The organism is Congregibacter sp. (genome assembly GCF_045107095.1).
Classification (GTDB): domain Bacteria; phylum Pseudomonadota; class Gammaproteobacteria; order Pseudomonadales; family Halieaceae; genus Congregibacter.
In genome coordinates, this window is record NZ_JBGCFU010000049.1 from 1 (window position 1) to 16,130 (window position 16,130).

Annotated in this window: 13 protein-coding genes; 9 read left to right on the forward strand and 4 right to left on the reverse strand. The window is 54.9% G+C overall.

Annotated elements, in window-relative coordinates:
- On the reverse strand, nucleotides 1–259 hold a 259-nt coding region (locus AB8B76_RS08950; RefSeq protein ID WP_405271798.1), incomplete at its 3' end, for a hypothetical protein.
- Between the two features lie 147 nt (nucleotides 260–406).
- A complete protein-coding gene (locus tag AB8B76_RS08955) occupies nucleotides 407–1,852 on the reverse strand; it encodes an amidohydrolase family protein (protein ID WP_405271799.1) in 1,446 nt (481 codons plus the stop codon).
- A gap of 30 nt (nucleotides 1,853–1,882) precedes the next feature.
- On the opposite strand from AB8B76_RS08955, the gene AB8B76_RS08960 reads away from it, so the two are divergent.
- The gene (locus tag AB8B76_RS08960) at nucleotides 1,883–3,415 is read left to right on the forward strand and encodes a sulfatase (protein ID WP_405271801.1); all 1,533 of its coding nucleotides are present in this window, start codon (nucleotides 1,883–1,885) and stop codon (nucleotides 3,413–3,415) included.
- A gap of 43 nt (nucleotides 3,416–3,458) precedes the next feature.
- Here AB8B76_RS08960 and AB8B76_RS08965 read toward each other — a convergent pair whose 3' ends face one another.
- Complete coding sequence (locus AB8B76_RS08965) at nucleotides 3,459–5,405, reverse strand: gamma-glutamyltransferase family protein (protein ID WP_405271803.1); 1,947 nt, start codon at nucleotides 5,403–5,405, stop codon at nucleotides 3,459–3,461.
- A gap of 46 nt (nucleotides 5,406–5,451) precedes the next feature.
- Nucleotides 5,452–6,714, reverse strand: a complete 1,263-nt coding sequence (locus AB8B76_RS08970) for a mechanosensitive ion channel family protein (RefSeq protein WP_405271805.1) — start codon at nucleotides 6,712–6,714, stop codon at nucleotides 5,452–5,454.
- A 41-nt stretch (nucleotides 6,715–6,755) separates the two neighbouring features.
- Here AB8B76_RS08970 and dinB point away from each other — a divergent pair, with 41 nt between their 5' ends.
- From dinB to urtE, 8 genes are all read left to right on the forward strand, one after another.
- On the forward strand, nucleotides 6,756–7,982 hold the full coding sequence (gene dinB / locus AB8B76_RS08975; protein WP_405271807.1) for a DNA polymerase IV: 1,227 nt from the start codon (nucleotides 6,756–6,758) through the stop codon (nucleotides 7,980–7,982).
- A gap of 201 nt (nucleotides 7,983–8,183) precedes the next feature.
- Nucleotides 8,184–9,647, forward strand: coding sequence for an agmatinase family protein (locus AB8B76_RS08980; protein WP_405271808.1), 1,464 nt, complete (start codon nucleotides 8,184–8,186; stop codon nucleotides 9,645–9,647).
- Nucleotides 9,648–9,690: 43 nt separating this feature from the next.
- Nucleotides 9,691–10,482, forward strand: coding sequence for a peptidyl-prolyl cis-trans isomerase (locus tag AB8B76_RS08985; RefSeq protein ID WP_405271809.1), 792 nt, complete (start codon nucleotides 9,691–9,693; stop codon nucleotides 10,480–10,482).
- Nucleotides 10,483–10,683: 201 nt separating this feature from the next.
- A complete protein-coding gene (urtA, locus tag AB8B76_RS08990) occupies nucleotides 10,684–11,937 on the forward strand; it encodes an urea ABC transporter substrate-binding protein (RefSeq protein ID WP_405271830.1) in 1,254 nt (417 codons plus the stop codon).
- Nucleotides 11,938–11,988: 51 nt separating this feature from the next.
- Nucleotides 11,989–13,578 carry an urea ABC transporter permease subunit UrtB gene (urtB, locus tag AB8B76_RS08995; protein WP_405271811.1) on the forward strand — a complete coding sequence of 530 codons (1,590 nt, stop codon included), beginning with the start codon at nucleotides 11,989–11,991 and terminating at the stop codon, nucleotides 13,576–13,578.
- Nucleotides 13,578–14,663: an urea ABC transporter permease subunit UrtC gene (gene urtC / locus AB8B76_RS09000; protein WP_405271812.1), complete on the forward strand. Its 1,086-nt coding sequence runs from the start codon at nucleotides 13,578–13,580 to the stop codon at nucleotides 14,661–14,663. Before urtB ends, urtC begins: the two co-directional genes overlap by 1 nt.
- Nucleotides 14,656–15,423: an urea ABC transporter ATP-binding protein UrtD gene (gene urtD / locus AB8B76_RS09005; RefSeq protein WP_405271813.1), complete on the forward strand. Its 768-nt coding sequence runs from the start codon at nucleotides 14,656–14,658 to the stop codon at nucleotides 15,421–15,423. The genes urtC and urtD overlap by 8 nt, the downstream gene beginning before the upstream one ends.
- The gene (urtE, locus tag AB8B76_RS09010; protein WP_405271814.1) at nucleotides 15,417–16,112 is read left to right on the forward strand and encodes an urea ABC transporter ATP-binding subunit UrtE; all 696 of its coding nucleotides are present in this window, start codon (nucleotides 15,417–15,419) and stop codon (nucleotides 16,110–16,112) included. The genes urtD and urtE overlap by 7 nt, the downstream gene beginning before the upstream one ends.
- The last annotated feature ends 18 nt before the right edge of the window (nucleotides 16,113–16,130 follow it).

Genomic DNA, 16,130 nt, shown 5'->3' on the forward strand with positions numbered 1-16,130 from the left:
AGTCTTTAGGGTCCATGATGGCTGCCTTGGCTTTTTCCATGTCTACGGCCTCCGCCGCTTTCTCCATGTCCACAGCTTCGGCCGCCTTCTTGTAGTCAACGCCGTCGGTGCTTACTGCTTCCTTGGCTTTTTCCATATCAACAGAGTCAGCAGCTTTTTCTGTATCCACTGCTTCCATGAGCTTATTCATATCCTGAGCATAGGCCGCTGAGGCGGAGAGCAGCGTTGCTGCGGCTACTGAGGCAAGTAAAGTTTTCATAATGTATTCCTGATGCTGTGTCGTAGATGCCGTGTCGTAATAGAGGGCGTTGGGTAATTAAAACGCCCGTTGGCCTGTAGCGCGCGTCTTGCTCGGTCGTCGCCGAACCGAAACATAGCAGAGTTTTTTACAAGATTGTACGTTTCATCACTCCAGGGTCATGTCGCGCACCAAGTTTCCCTTTGAGATCACGGCACGGATTCGTCGGGTATTGCGGATGTCTTCAAGAGGGTTTGCATCCAGCAGCAGGAGGTCCGCCTGATAGCCTTCTGCGACGCGGCCTGCTTGATCATCCAAACTGAAGAAGCGTGCGGGTACGAGGGTCGCAGCCGCTAATGCGGATCGAGGATTCAGGCCGGCGGCGACCAGTATCTCAAGCTCACGGTGCAAGCTGTAGCCAGGAATCGCCCAGCCTATGGGGGTATCCGTCCCTGCTCCGATCGTGATGTTCTTGGCGGCAAGTCTCGGAATCATTGCCAAAGTCCATTCCCCAAGCACTCGGTAACTATTCGGATCCATGTATTGGGGGGCCTTGAGCCAATCGTTGCGTAGCGACTCAGGGAGAGCTTGAAGCGCTAGTGGCCAGTCTTCTACCGAAAAGGGAGGGTACTGCGTCATGGCGTTGAGGCGCGCCGTGGGTACCTGAATCGTTGAGACTAGGCTGTCCAACACTCGATCGCAGCGCTTGGGGTCCTCGTTTTGCACAGCGGGGTCTCGCTGTGTTTTGTGAATGCTGCTGCGAAGATCCATACCTTTGCTGGAGCGCTCCCGGCCCGCTGCCAACATTTCTCGTCGCTCTTTTAGGAGAGCCTCGGCGTCGCGTGCGCAATCCATTTCTATATTGCGCAGGTGCTCCATTGATTGGACCCGAGGGCCGGCTTCAGAGGCCAGCATAGAAAGAGGTACATGGGCAGCGATCGGTAGATTCACTTTTGAGGCTTCATCGGCGAAAGCATCAAAAATTTCCGGAGTCACCATCTCGTAAATCTTGATGAAACTCACCCCTGCGGCTGTAAGTTCTTGTACACGGCTGCGGGCCTGCTCCGTTGTTGCGGTACCTTCTCCAATGCCTTTGCCCTCATCACTTCCGTAGACAACCGGGGAGCCATCCAGTAACGGTCCGGCATAGAACACTCTCGGTGCCTCGCTGTCAGATGCGTAAAGCGACTTAAGAATGGGAAGTAGTCGATCAAGGTTTCCACCGGTGTCGCGGACACTGGTAATTCCATAGTCCAGGAATAGATCCGGCATCAAGTCGACAAAGCGATCGTCATAGCTCAGATGCACATGCATGTCCCACAGCCCTGGGGCTAGAAAACGACCGCTGCCGTTAATCACTGTGGCGGAGGAGGAGGCTTCCAGTGCCTGTCCCATCGCCACTATGAACCCATCACTGATGAGAGCGTCTTGGGTTTCCATAACGCCGCTATGCGCGTCGATGGGGGTGACGTCGCGAATCAGAATTTCTGCGAGTGAGCGGGACGAAAGGGGAGGGGCGATCACGCCCGACATCAAAATAAAAGCGAGGGTCCGCAGGCGGCTTAAGCTTTGCCAACGGCCGAACATGGTGAGCGTTTGCGAGCTATAGTGCATAGCTATGTCCTCAGATTAGAGTCCTGAACTATGCCGTGCAGAATCGCGCAAGTACACCGCGCCCTGACTATATCCACGTGGGAGCCACGCTTTGCTTCCCTGATCATTACCTGCCTGCTGTGTACTGCGGGAGCGGCATTTGCAGACAAGGGCGAACAGCATGTCGCAAAGGATGAAGTAAAGAGAGATCGAAAAAATGTGCTTGTGGTCTACGTGGATGATCTGGGTTATGGAGATACTGGTGCTTACGGCCACAGCGTTGTTAAGACGCCTCATATCGATCGGCTAGCCTCAGAAGGTCTCAGGTTTACGCAGTTCTACGCACCCTCAGCCTTGTGTTCGCCTTCTCGCGCGGGCCTGCTCACTGGGCGTACACCCTATCGCACGGGTGTAGAAAGCTGGATTCCCGATGATGCACAAGTGGCTCTGGGCGCCAATGAAACTACCCTGGCAGATCTCGCGAAGCAACGGGGCTATCGCACTGCGATTATTGGCAAGTGGCACCTCAATGGAGGCTTGCATATGCAAGACGTGCCGCAGCCCAGAGATTTTGGTTTTGACTACCAATACGGTCTGGCCGCCTGGGTTAAGAATGGAGCGGTGCGTAATTCAAAGGAGATCCCCCGGCGCGGCCCCATGTTTCCGGACAACATGTTTCGTAACAACAAAGCGATAGGGCCTACTCAGAAATATAGCGCAGAGCTGGTGAGCGATGAGGCGATTCAGTGGATGGACAGCAGCGGCTCAGATCCGTTCTTCCTTTTGCTCACCTACAGCGAAGTACACACGCCCATCGCATCACCCCCTGAGTATCTGGAGCAATATCAGGAGTATTTGACTGCGGAAGCGAGAGATAACCCCTCGATTTACTACTTTGACTGGCGTAACCGCCCCTGGAGAGGGCGCGGAGAATATTATGCGAACGTTAGTTTTATGGATGCACAGCTTGGCCGCGTGATTGAGCATCTTCGTGGCAAGGAGATGCTCGATGACACTCTGGTGATTTTTAGCAGCGACAATGGGCCGGTGACAGATGCGGCGCTGACTCCCTGGGAGTTGGGGATGGCGGGAGAAACCGGCGGTCTGCGCGGTAAAAAGCGTTTTCTCTTTGAAGGGGGTATTCGCGTTCCAGGAATCATTCGCTTGCCGGGTCGCGTTGCAGCGGGAAGTGTTGAGGATCAGCCGGCAACCGCATTGGATGTTTTCCCCACGCTTGCACAGTGGTTAGAGGCCGACGTGGACGAAGGAGTCCCTACCGATGGTGATTCTCTTTGGCCGCTCATCGATGGAGAATCCTTTGAGAGATCCCAGGCGTTTTACTGGTCTATACCGACGCCAGATGGAATGGAGTTTGCTGTGCGTGAAGGCGATTGGAAACTGATCTTGGACGGCAGCGGAACGCCACAGTACCTCTTCGATCTGGCCAATGATTGGTACGAAGTGAATAATCTTCTGGAATCACAGCCTGCGATTCGCGACAGGCTGCTCAAGACTTTTCAGTCACGTCGCGCCGCCGTAGAGAATGATCCGCTAGCGCGGGCGAGGAACGCCGGCCCGCACTAGAGGAATCGATAAACTATTTAGCGCCTTTACCGTCCATCGAGTACTACCAGGCGATACCGTAGTCATCACCGTAATCGCTCGCGCCCGCCTGAAAGGTTCCCTGTTTAGGGTCGATGAGAATCGCTGTGATGGGGCTATAAGTTTTATCGACAACACCAACGTCATAGCCCATCGCCTTTAGCCTGTCGCGAGTGTAGGGAGGCAACTGTCGAGTGACATCTAAACGCCCAGGCTCACTCACATGAGCGCCAAATGAACTCTGCATCTGATAGCTCGTGACATTGTGCGCCTCTGCCGCCTGCTGGACATTCATATCGAACTCCACAACATTAAGGAAGAACTGTAGAAGGTTCTGATCTTGCGTGTCGCCGCCCTGTACCGAGAACGCCATGATTGGTTCGCCGTCTTTCAGCGCCATACTGGGCGTCAGTGTGGCGCGGGGGCGCTTGCCGGGGGCCACGACATTGAAGGGGTTGATACGCTCGTCCAGAACAAAGCTCTGCATACGCTGGCTGAGGCCAACACCGCTATTGCCGGCAATGAACGCGGGAATCCATCCGCCGGATGGAGTGACAGAAACCACCCAACCGTCGGCGTCAGCCGCTTGAATCGACGTGGTACCCGCAATGAAACCCTCATCGTGGTTGAGGCTGGCCTGCTGGAAGCCGTCAGAGCCATCCGCATTAGCGCTAGGAGGAATAGGGGACCACTCTTTCAGCAGCTTGCTGAAGGGATTTTTGTCTCCTTGGAATGGATAGGGGTCGCCCGGTCGCGCATTGACATCGTTCATGTCAGGATTGATCAGGGCGCGGCGCTTTTCTGCGTAGTCCTTGCTCAGTAAACCTTCGATGGGTTCCGCGGGCGGGAAGTAAGGGTCGCCGTAGTAAAAGTCCCTATCGGCAAAGGCTAGATTCATAGTTTGGTAGAGCGTATGAATATAGTTCGCGCTGTTATACCCCATGCCTTTCAGGTCGAAAGGCTCGAGAATATTGAGAGCCTGAAGCATTGCCGGTCCCTGCACCCAGGTGGTGAGCTTATACACGTCAATGCCCTTGTAGTTGGTGCTCACGGGTTCTTCGATATGTACTTCCCAGTTGGCGAGGTCGTCCTCGGTAAATAATCCGCCTTGCTCACGGGTAGCGCTCACTATCTCCTTGCCGATGTCACCGCGATAAAAGCGCTCATAGGCTGCATAGATGGCTTCCTTACGGGACTTTCCTGCGGCTAGGGCTTCAGCCTCGGCGTCCACCAGCTTTTGTAGCGTAGCCAGAAGATCCAGTTGCCTGAAAATCTCGCCGCCCTGTGGCGCGGCTCGCTTTTCAGGATCGCTGTCATCGAGGTGTGGAAGGAACACGCGCTTGGAGTCAGGCCACTGCGCAATGATGTCGCGGCGGCGCTCGATGTTGTCGGCCTGAACTGCTTCTATAGGATAGCCATCTGCCATTTGCATTGACGGTGCCAGCACTTCGGCGAGACTCAAGCGTCCGTATTCCGCGAGCATCACCATGAGGCCACCGGGCGTGCCCGGTGTTACAGCTGCTAGAGGGCCGTATTCGGGGGGGTAGACCATACCCTGTTTGCGAAAGAATTCGGGCGTTGCGCCTGTGGGGGCGACACCCAGGGCATTGATTCCGATAACTTTGCCTGTTTCGGGGTTGTAAATCAGAGCCTGCGTTTCGCCGCCCCATCCAAGGGTGTCCCACATGGTTGATGTGGCTCCCAGCATGGCACAGGCTGCATCTATGGCATTTCCGCCCCGAGCGAACATCATGGCCCCGGCGCTTGCCGCTAGCGGCTTACCGGTAACCGCTGCCCAGTGACGACCGTGGAGCACTGGTTTTGTCGTGCTCTGGGCGTTTGCAGTGGTCGTTGCCCCAACAAGCCCGATACCAGCCGCCGCAATGCTTAGCTGAAAAACCACTGCCGATACCGCTGCCGGAACTGCGGCCGGGGTAAGGGCAAGAAGGGGGCGAAAAATACTCGAAACCATGATGTGTCTCCGGGTCACTATTTTGTTGGGACGCAAGCCTAAGGGCCTACGTGTTCTCACCTGTTAGCGGATCAGTCGAAAGAGATTCAGGCGAAGGTATGGCTATCGCGGACCCATCGCGGTTGGCGCGATAGTGGGGCGACATTATTTCGATATCCGCCTCGCGGAAATTGTCTTGAATATGCCCGTGCATCTCCGATGCAATCTGCAGCTTTGCGGAGGGGTTGCGAATGTAGGCATTTAGCTCATAAGCCACGTAGTTGTCATCGAGGCTGGTTTGCAATACGAAGGGGGCGGGGTCTTCAAGAACCTGGGCCGTTGCGCTTGCGGCATCGCAAAGCAGCTGGTGAACCCGCGGCCATGCCACATCGTAGCCAATAGTCACTGTGGTGTGCAGGAGCACACCCGCTTCCTTGGCTTGGGCACTGAAATTGACGATATGGTTGTTCATCACCATGGCATTGGGGACAGACACTTCCTCATTTTTTGGCGTGCGAATGCGGGTAACAAATGCGCTCCGTTCGATTACGTCACCCTCGGTATCAGCGATGCGAACGCGATCACCAATTTTGAATCCCCGGGTATAGGTGATGACGATCCCTGACATGACGTTTGCCACTGCTGATGTCGACCCCAGCGATACCAATACGCCAAAGAAGATCGACAGACCTTGAAAGGCAGGGCTGCTGGATCCCGGGAGATAGGGGAAGACGATGACCAGGGTGATAGCGATGATGAGCAGCCGCGACAAACCAAAGCTCGTCTCCGCCCAGTCCGGGTAGAAGCCCGGGAGGGTTATGCGCTCAAGCCGAATGCCATCAAAAACTCCACGGGTGGCGCGGATCACCAGCCGGGAAATCACGACGATGATTGCGATGATAAAGAGATTGGGAAGGTAGTTGACGACTTCGGCAACGATGAGTCCTACCTGAGCTAACACAAAGCCAATGACCCCAACCGCGAGATCGCGACTCCAGGTGAACTGTGTGAAAACGAGATTGAGCCAGCTTATAAGCAGCAGCGCCCTCATGAGACGCCAAACCCCGTTTACAACGCTGTGTAGCGCTCTGGCGAGTTCACGTTCAGTAAAGATTTGCTGGTCCTGCACGGTGAGTGCACGGGCGCCTGATCCATCGGCATCAATCCAGCGATGGACGCTTTTTCGCCAGCGATCAAGGAGTCGCCACAAGAGCCATACCATGATGGATACGAGGAATAGGGCGGCTGCACGGGAGGCCATGTCGACCCAAAAGGCATTGCCCATCCACTGGGCAAGCCACAGCTCCAGCGCTTCGAGGCTTTGATTCATAGTTATTGATTGCGCTTATAAGGGTTGACGTAGGATGCGGGATGCCAGGCCTTATGGCAATTCTTAGTCGCGGAATCATCGTTTTTGGGGAGACGCCCGCCAGACGATGCTTGCCTGTGCTTCGCGAGCTTTCTAGTATCGCAGGGATGACCGAAGACGCTACACCAGTGACGCGCAAGATAATCCACGTAGATATGGATGCTTTCTATGCCAGCGTTGAGCAGCGAGATGATCCTGCACTTCGGGGCAAGCCCCTCGCCGTGGGAGGTTCCGCAAAGCGCGGTGTTGTTGCGGCAGCCAGTTACGAGGCGCGGAAGTTTGGCGTGAAGTCGGCAATGCCCGGCGTTACCGCGCGCAGGCGATGCCCGAGTTTACTTTTTGTTAAGCCGCGCTTTGAGGTCTACCGCGCTGTATCGCAGGAGCTCCACGGCATCTTCGCGCGCTATACGGATCTGATTGAGCCTCTCTCTCTTGATGAGGCCTATCTGGATGTAACTGCCGATATCGCAGGCGTCGGCAGTGCCACTGCGATAGCCGAAGCTATTCGTCATGACATTAAAACTGAACTTCGTTTAACAGCGAGTGCTGGAGTTAGTTACAACAAGTTCATCGCCAAAGTGGCGTCGGATCAAAACAAGCCTGACGGCGTGTTTGTAGTGCGACCCGGAGAGGGGGCCGATTTTGTGGCAGGGCTCCCAGCGCGCCGCTTTTATGGAGTGGGTCCAAAAACTGCCGAACGGATGTCCGCGCTAGGGATAAAGACGGGGGCCGATATACGCGATCAGTCGCTTATTTTTCTAGAACAACATTTCGGTAAGTCCGCCCAGTACCTGTACCGGGCAAGTCGTGGTGAGGATTATCGGTCGGTCAAGGCGGATCGGGAGCGTAAGTCCATCGGCGGGGAGCGAACCTATGCCGATGATTTGACCGAAGACGGTGATTTGCGCGAGGCGCTGGAGCACATCATTGATGTTGTTTGGGAGCGTATTGACCGAAATAGTGCTCGGGGGCGAACGGTGACCCTCAAGGTGAAGTATGCTGACTTCCAGCAAATCACTCGGGCTCGGTCTGTCTCGCCAGCGGTTGCAACGCGTGACGGCTTTGAGCGTCTCTCCAGGGGTTTGCTGGAGGCTCTACTGCCGGTGCCAAAGGGAGTGCGCTTGCTGGGACTTACGCTATCTTCTCTTGAGTCAACTAGGAATAGCGATGATGAGCAGACGCCGGGCGTTGCAGAAGTAAATCCGGTGCAGGAGTCTTTAGCGTTTTGAGGGATATCCGAGGGAAGCTTGGGTCACACGCTGTCTTCACAAACGTTAATCACACCGGCTCGTCCACAGCGTTTAGTCCACAAAAGCCGCGTCCATTAGAGATTGGGCACGTTAATTGCTGATATTTAAGGTATACATGTGACCGTGATCATTCCCGTCAACCCGGTATCTAGGTACTTTACACAAGTCAGGAATCGCCAAATGAAGCACCCCCTAAAACCCGTACTGCTCAGCGCTTTGCTTTTGTGTATGACCGCGGCTGTGTCCATGGCTGACGATGAGATGCCGGAGCTCCCGGCGGAGCTTCAGAGCACCTTCGATGCCTTACCTGCTGAGAAGCGTGAGTATTTGATAGAAGAGGGTGAAGGCTTTGCGGGTACCTGGGAGAAGCTGTTTGTAAGACTCAGGGGTAAAACCGCGACTGAGGTTGAGGCGTTTGTGGACGCCATGCAGTATCTGGAGGACGCGAGCAAGTTTAATCCCGAGACTGATATGGCCTCGATCCCTCTAAACACAGAGGCAGAGGATTTCAACGGATGGAAGCTGATGAATCCTCGGGCGCTGGCGACACAGCGAGAGCCAGGCCCCATTAATTTGAGTTACTACGCGCAGGGAGGACGCGGTGGTATTCAAACCTTTGCGAACGCTCCGGTCGCAATCTACCCCGAGGACCTCGTTGCGGGGGATGTTGAGGTGGCTATCGTTGGTGCGCCGCTGGATATGGGTACCTACTATCGCGGGCAAAAGTTTGGCCCTCAGGCGATGCGTACGGGTTACTACCACGGCGGCAATGATATGGCGACGATGGTAAACCCCAGTAAGGTCCTCAGTATTGTGGATTACGGCGATATTGCGATTGATAACATGAGCTCTGAGCTTAGCGTGCACCACGTTCGTGAACGCGTCGCTGAAATAGCCAGAACAGGAGCGATCCCCTTTATCGTCGGGGGTGATCACTCGCTTGAGTACCCTGATATTGCGGGTCTGGCTGATGTGCACGGCAAGGGTAGCTTCGGGGTTGTGCACTTTGACTCGCACTTTGATGCGGGTAAAGGCCAAGCGCACTACATCACCCACGGTCAGCCTGTGTATCGTGCAATCAAGGAAGGGCATGTGAAGGGTGAGAACTTCATTCAGGTGGGTTTACGGGGCCCATGGCCCGGCGCCTGGGGTTTTGAGTGGATGCGCAACAATGGCATGCGTTATCACCCCATGGCCGAGGTGGAGAAAAAGGGCTGGAAGGCCGTGATGGAGGACGCTCTTCGCGAAGCGAGAGAGGGCACCGAGAAGCTGTTCATTTCCTTTGATGTTGATGTGCTCGACCCGGCTTTCGTGCCCGGAACCGGCACGCCTGTTCCCGGCGGACTCACCATGCGCGAAGCGATCCCCATTGTTCGGGCACTGTGCACAGAGAGTGAAATGATTGGCTTTGAGATTGTCGAGCTCGATCCGCTTCTCGATAACACCTACCGTTCAGCACTTAACGCCAACTACATCATGCATGCCTGCCTAACCGGTATTGCTATGCGTAAGACTGGCATTACCGACGGTTCTTATCTGTCTGAGCTATCTACAGAAGATAAGCAGCCGCGTGCCGGTAAGCGTGCGCTTAAAGATGGTGATGCCGAAGAGATCGACCCTGACTATGGTCGCCCTCAGCGCTAAGTGATCCGACGGTTTAGGGCTTGTTCATTGCGGGACCTATAAATTGAGCTCATTGCGACATTGGCTGCGTGATCCGGTTGTCGTGTTTTTTGCTTTGGGAGCTGTGTTCTTCCTGGTCTATGCGCTACTCAACCGTGAGTCGACGACCCCGATTACGCTCAATCAGAGCTCGAAGGCTCTGCTGGTCTCCGAATGGGAAATGCTTACCGGGCGATCAGCTCAGCCACAGGATGTGGAACTCATCGTGGAAGACTATTACCAGCGCGAACTATTGTTTCGTGAGGGTATGGCTGCAGAGCTCTATCGAAGCGATCCCAGTATCCGGGAGTTGCTTATCGAGGTTATGCAGCAGCGTGTCACAGGGGAGATTGCTGATCCGTCAGCAAAAGAGCTCGTGAATTTCTACGCGGATAATATTGACCGCTATTACAGCGAAGCCACGATCAGCTTCAGTCAGCAGTTGTTTGCGACTGCACCGGAGGACCCCGAAAATTTTCGGGCTGAACTGAACCAGAAAGTTGTAGACGGTGGAATCTCGCCCTGGCAAGGGAAAGAGTTCCCAGACTACGGCGTTAGCATGCTCAGGGGGCTCTTTGGTCAGCCGCTGCTGGAGGTGCTTGAGCGCGTCTCCCTTGATACTTGGCAGGGTCCCTATGAGTCCCGACAGGGCTGGCACTATTTTCGTGTAAAGGAGCGAACAGGGCCGGTCCTGCTGCCCTTTGAGCGAGTTCGAGATCAGGTGCTTGCTGATTACCAGGCCGAGGCAGTAGCTAGCGCGGTTAGGGAGTTCACTGCGCGGCAACAAGACCGTCACCCACTGGAGCTCTCCCAGTAACAGCTCTTTGTGCGCACCGTTTTTGTGCGCGACCCTTTCGTATTTGCTGCAATTTGGTGCAAAACCTCGGTGCCGTCTCGCTTATGCACCGACAGATGGCAGGATCTAAGTGGCTCGGGTCTTGCACTGGTCTATGGATACTTTGCTTTCTTGATGGAGCCACACTTCATGTCCTTGTCTCTTAGATTCTTGACCCTCGGAATGTTCTTGTTCCTGCTGTCTTCTGGTGCTCGCAGTCAGGAGCCGGAGCCTATTCGAGTGGGGGTTTTGCATTCTTTGTCGGGCACTATGGCGATCAGTGAGACTACGTTAAAAGATACCGTGCTCATGTTGGTGGAGCAGCAGAACGCAAAAGGCGGGATTTTAGGTCGCCCACTGGAAGCGGTAGTCGTGGACCCTGCCTCCGATTGGCCTCTATTTGCAGAAAAAGCGCGTGAACTTCTTGTCCGGGAAAAAGTGGACGTCGTTTTCGGATGCTGGACATCGGTTTCTCGAAAGTCGGTGCTGCCGGTGTTTGAAGAACTGAACGGCTTGTTGTTCTACCCGGTGCAATACGAGGGAGAAGAGTCATCCCGCAATGTTTTCTATACGGGTGCTGCTCCTAATCAGCAGGCGATTCCGGCAGTAGACTATTTGATGTCTCAAGGTGTGAAGCGATGGGTGCTTGCGGGTACTGACTATGTGTATCCCCGCACGACGAACAAAATTCTGGAAGCCTATCTTCAGCAGCAGGGAGTGGCGCCCGAAGATATCCTGGTGAAGTACACACCCTTTGGTCATTCCGACTGGCAGAGCATTGTTGCCGAGATTAAGCGATTTGGCAGCACCGGGGCGAAGACCGCTGTGGTATCGACTGTGAATGGTGATGCGAACGTACCCTTTTATAAGGAATTGGCAAACCAGGGTATCAATGCCACGGACATTCCCGTCATTGCTTTCTCTGTCGGTGAGGAAGAGTTGTCCGGTATCGACACCGGTCCTCTGGTAGGGCACCTCGCAGCATGGAATTACTTCATGAGTGTTGAAGCGGATGCCAACTATGATTTTATCGATGAATGGCTAGCATTCATTGGCGATGACAATCGCGTTACCAATGATCCCATGGAGGCTCATTACGTAGGCTTCAATATGTGGGCCAAAGCAGTAGAAGCCGCGGGCAGTGCGGACCCCGATGCAGTGCAGGACGCCATCATTGGGATCAGTGTTCCAAACCTGTCTGGCGGTGTGGCCACCATGCAGGCCAATCACCACATTACCAAGCCTGTGCTGATCGGGGAGATACTTGATGACGGGCAGTTTCAGGTGGTCTGGGAAACGCCGGAAACCGTCGCGGGTGACGCCTGGTCAGACTATTTGCCAGGTTCGAAAGACCTTATCGCCGATTGGAGTCCACCCCTGCGTTGCGGTAATTACCAGAAAAATGAGAAACGCTGCTTGTCGGAGGGTGGTGAGTAGCGCTTCGGTAAAAACGCTGAAAAATCCGTTGCTAAACCAAGCCCTGTCGCAATGTTAGTGCTGCGCTCCTTATTGCTATGGCTGCTGTTTGTGCTCCCTGTGCAGGCTGAAACTCTGCGTGACTGGGTTGATGAACTAGGGAGCGCGGATGCTGTGCAAAAGCGCGAGCTCCTGGAGAAGATCGCCGCCAGTGGCGATCCGAATACGGATAAGGTTTTCGATGCTCTCTCACGGGGAGCTTTGTATCTGGATCGTAGAAAAGACACCGTAGTTCTGGCGGAACGCAAAGGCGCTCGGTATGTTCTCAGCAATGCCTTGACCGGTGAGGAGTTAGGCATCGCAGGGCGTCGTGACGTGCGACGCATCGCCATAGACAACAAGCTTCGTGCAGAACTGCAGAGTCTTCAAGCTGTTGCACAACTCTCTGCTGCGGAGCCCGAGGTGCGAGAGGAAGCTATCGCGGAAATTTTATCTGCGCCGACTCCATCGTCTTTAGGCGCGCTGGCTGCACGCAAGTCCCTGGAACCGTTGTCTGCATTGCAGGACCAGATAGCTATTGGCTTGGCCCTGCAGGCTCTATCGGGAGATGATGCTGAGGGTGTCGCTGCTGCGCTAGTCACTCTGAAAGGGCGAGTGGACCCTATCGTCCGATCTGCTTTGCAGGAGTTGGAGTCGCGAGAGGATTTGCCTCGATCGGTGCGCGATGAGGCGACTAATTTGTTGGCGCTGGCAGAGAATCGCTTGCTGTGGCTCGGGCGCCTTGAGTCGCTTTTCTTTGGACTGAGTCTCGGTTCGGTATTGCTTTTATCAGCGGTGGGATTGGCGATTACTTTTGGTGTCATGGGAGTGATCAACATGGCACACGGCGAGCTCATCATGCTCGGCGCTTACACGACATGGGTGTTGCAGCAGCTCTTCCCTGGCCAGCCAGGTTTTGCATTACTGCTTGCTATACCCTCGGCGTTTCTCGTGTCCGCGACGGTAGGTCTTGTCATCGAACGGGGAGTTATTCGTTTCTTGTATGGGCGTCCCCTTGAAACGCTCCTCGCAACTTTTGGCATAAGTCTGATTCTACAGCAGGCTGTGCGTTCGATTTTCTCACCGCTGAATCGCTCGGTGCTGACTCCCGAATGGTTGGCTGGATCCTGGGAAGTTACTCAGGGTTTATCGCTGACCTATAACCGCATGGCGATACTGTTGTTCTCGCTTTTGGTTTTTGCCGGCTTGCTGTGTCTTATGCGCTACACGCGACTGGGTCTGCAAGTGCGTGCGGTGGCGCAGAACCGCGCTATGGCTCGAGCCTTGGGCGTACGCAGCGCTCGAGTAGATGCAATGACTTTTGCTTTGGGCTCGGGTGTCGCAGGAGTGGCGGGTGTCGCTCTTACTCAGCTGACGAACGTGGGCCCAAATCTTGGCCAGGCGTACATCATCGATTCGTTTCTGGTAGTCGTGTTCGGAGGAGTGGGCAACCTTTGGGGAACCCTCGTGGGTGCCTTTTCTCTTGGCGTCGCTAACAAACTTATAGAACCTGCAGCCGGTGCCGTGCTTGCCAAAATTTTACTGCTTGTATTCCTGATACTGTTTTTACAGCGGCGGCCTCAGGGCTTGTTTCCTCGGACCGGTCGAGAGGAGAGCCACTGATGAGGCCCGGCAAGTTCTACGGTCAGGATCGGCCCTTTACTCTGACAGTTGGCGTGTTGCTGTGCATGGCACTGTTCGTGCCCGTATCGAACCTGCTGTTGCCGCAGGAATCCGTGTTCGCACTGTCCAGTTATAGCGTTTCTTTACTGGGTAAGTATCTTTGCTACGCCTTGTTGGCCCTGGCTCTCGATTTGGTCTGGGGTTATGCAGGCTTGCTAAGTCTGGGGCATGGCGCATTTTTCGCTCTGGGTGGTTACGCCATGGGGATGTATCTCATGCGCCAAATTGGCAGCCGGGGAGTGTATGGCGATCCCGAGCTTCCGGACTTCATGATCTTTCTCGACTGGCAAGAGTTGCCCTGGTACTGGTCGGGCTTTGACAGTTTTCCTTTTGCGATGGCAATGGCTTTGTTGGTACCCGCCGCATTGGCGCTCTTGTTTGGCTGGCTAGCCTTCCGCTCTCGCGTAGGCGGCGTTTACTTTTCCATAATGACTCAGGCGATGACTTTCGCGCTGATGCTGGCCTTTTTTCGTAACGAGATGGGCTTTGGTGGCAACAATGGTCTCACCGACTTTAAAGACATCGTGGGCTTTGATCTTCAGTCAGATGCGGTTCGTTGCGGTCTCTTCGTTGCAACGGCCCTGGCGCTATTGGGGAGCTATCTCGCTTGCCGCTGGATGCTTGGCACGCGTTTTGGAAGTGTGGTGGTCGCTCTTCGCGACGCCGAGTCGCGCGTGCGTTTTCTCGGTTACTCCGTAGCCAGTTATAAATTGGTGGTGTTTGTGGTGTCAGCGATGCTCGCAGGCTTGGCAGGAGCGCTTTATGTGCCGCAGGTAGGCATTATCAATCCCGGAGAGTTTCAGCCCTTGAACTCTATCGAGATAGCTATATGGGTGGCGGTCGGCGGTCGGGGGACGCTTCATGGCGCAATGCTGGGTGCGATCGTCATTGCCGCGGCAGAGACGATACTTACAGCGCGTTTACCAGAGCTTTGGCTGTTTGCCTTGGGCGCGTTGTTCCTGTTGGTGACTCTGCTGCTGCCTCAGGGATTCGCGGGTCTGCTTAAGGCGCGCAGCGATGCCTGAATCTATAGATACCCGCCATGGTGTCATCCTCTATCTGGAGGATGTGAGCGTGAGCTTTTCGGGCTACAAAGCACTCAATCGACTCAGTCTCGCTGTGGATCGTGGCGAGCTTCGTTGTCTTATCGGCCCGAACGGCGCCGGCAAGACAACGCTCATGGACGTGATCACGGGCAAGACGAAGCCCGATGTGGGCTCTGTGTATCTCGGCCAGGATATCAATCTGCTTGAAAGCGACGAAGCGACCATTGCCCGCCTGGGGATAGGGCGGAAGTTTCAAAAGCCGTCAGTGTTTCCCCAGCAAACGGTGCGGGAGAATCTCGCCCTCGCCGTACAAGGTAATCGTAGTCCCTGGGACGCGCTTCGCTACCGTCAGAGCAGCGAGGATGCGGACCGTATCGCTTCGCTATTGATTACCATTGCCCTGGAAGCGGTAGCCCATAAATTGGCCGGGGGATTGTCTCATGGTCAAAAGCAATGGCTTGAAATTGGCATGCTATTGGCTCAGGAGCCGTCGCTCTTGCTAATAGACGAGCCTGTTGCAGGCATGACCCAGCAAGAAACAGAACGCACTTCAGAATTGCTCCAGTCTTTGGTGCCCGAACGATCAGTGGTTGTTGTAGAGCACGACATGGTGTTTGTTCGTTCGATCGCTAGAAAGGTTACGGTGCTTCATGAAGGTGCTGTGCTGATGGAAGGGAGCATTGACGAGGTTCAATCGGACCCAAGCGTGCGAGAGGTCTATCTGGGAGAAGCATGCTAAGCGTTCAGGGGCTAAATCAGTACTACGGCGCAAGTCACACATTGCGTGATGTGGAGCTCAGCGTCGAGGGCGGACGCATTTTTTGCCTTATGGGCCGCAACGGTGTGGGTAAGACCACTCTACTCAATACTGTTCTGGGCTTACTCCCAGCGCTAAGCGGAGAGGTATCTCTTGCCGGGGAGCGCATCGACCTTCTGAAGACCGAAGATCGGGTAGGGCGAGGTATCGCCTATGTTCCCCAGGGCCGTATGATTTTCCCGGATCTTACCGTGATGGAGAATCTGCGGGTGGCACTTGCCGGTCGCCGTGGCGGTGGCACCGGGATACCCGAGCAGGTGTTTGAGTTCTTTCCAGTTCTCGGTGAAATGGCGAATCGTCGGGGCGGTGATTTATCAGGTGGGCAGCAGCAACAGCTGGCGATCGGACGCGCGCTGGTGCTTGAGCCTCGGATTCTGCTCCTTGACGAACCCTGCGAGGGCATCCAGCCTAATATCGTACAACTGATAGGAGAGGTTATTCAGCGACTGCGTTCGGAGCAGAGTCTCAGTGTGTTATTGGTGGAGCAGAAACTTCCCTTTGCGCGAGCAGTCGCGGATGACTTTGCGATCATGGATCGCGGGCAGATTGTTGCAGATGGCGCCATGGATCAGTTGTCCGAAGAGCTGGTTGCCGAGTATCTGACGGTTTAATACGTGAGCCGCTGTACT

Excerpts from the sequence above, each read along its gene's own strand:
- urtE (WP_405271814.1), top strand. The coding sequence starts at position 15,417 with ATGCTAAGCGTTCAGGGGCTAAATCAGTACTACGGCGCAAGTCACACA.
- AB8B76_RS08960 (WP_405271801.1), top strand. The coding sequence starts at position 1,883 with ATGCCGTGCAGAATCGCGCAAGTACACCGCGCCCTGACTATATCCACG.
- AB8B76_RS08955 (WP_405271799.1), bottom strand. The coding sequence starts at position 1,852 with ATGCACTATAGCTCGCAAACGCTCACCATGTTCGGCCGTTGGCAAAGC.
- AB8B76_RS08970 (WP_405271805.1), bottom strand. The coding sequence starts at position 6,714 with ATGAATCAAAGCCTCGAAGCGCTGGAGCTGTGGCTTGCCCAGTGGATG.
- urtC (WP_405271812.1), top strand. The coding sequence starts at position 13,578 with ATGAGGCCCGGCAAGTTCTACGGTCAGGATCGGCCCTTTACTCTGACA.
- AB8B76_RS08980 (WP_405271808.1), top strand. The coding sequence starts at position 8,184 with ATGAAGCACCCCCTAAAACCCGTACTGCTCAGCGCTTTGCTTTTGTGT.
- AB8B76_RS08965 (WP_405271803.1), bottom strand. The coding sequence starts at position 5,405 with ATGGTTTCGAGTATTTTTCGCCCCCTTCTTGCCCTTACCCCGGCCGCA.
- dinB (WP_405271807.1), top strand. The coding sequence starts at position 6,756 with ATGCCAGGCCTTATGGCAATTCTTAGTCGCGGAATCATCGTTTTTGGG.
- urtA (WP_405271830.1), top strand. The coding sequence starts at position 10,684 with ATGTTCTTGTTCCTGCTGTCTTCTGGTGCTCGCAGTCAGGAGCCGGAG.
- urtB (WP_405271811.1), top strand. The coding sequence starts at position 11,989 with ATGTTAGTGCTGCGCTCCTTATTGCTATGGCTGCTGTTTGTGCTCCCT.
- urtD (WP_405271813.1), top strand. The coding sequence starts at position 14,656 with ATGCCTGAATCTATAGATACCCGCCATGGTGTCATCCTCTATCTGGAG.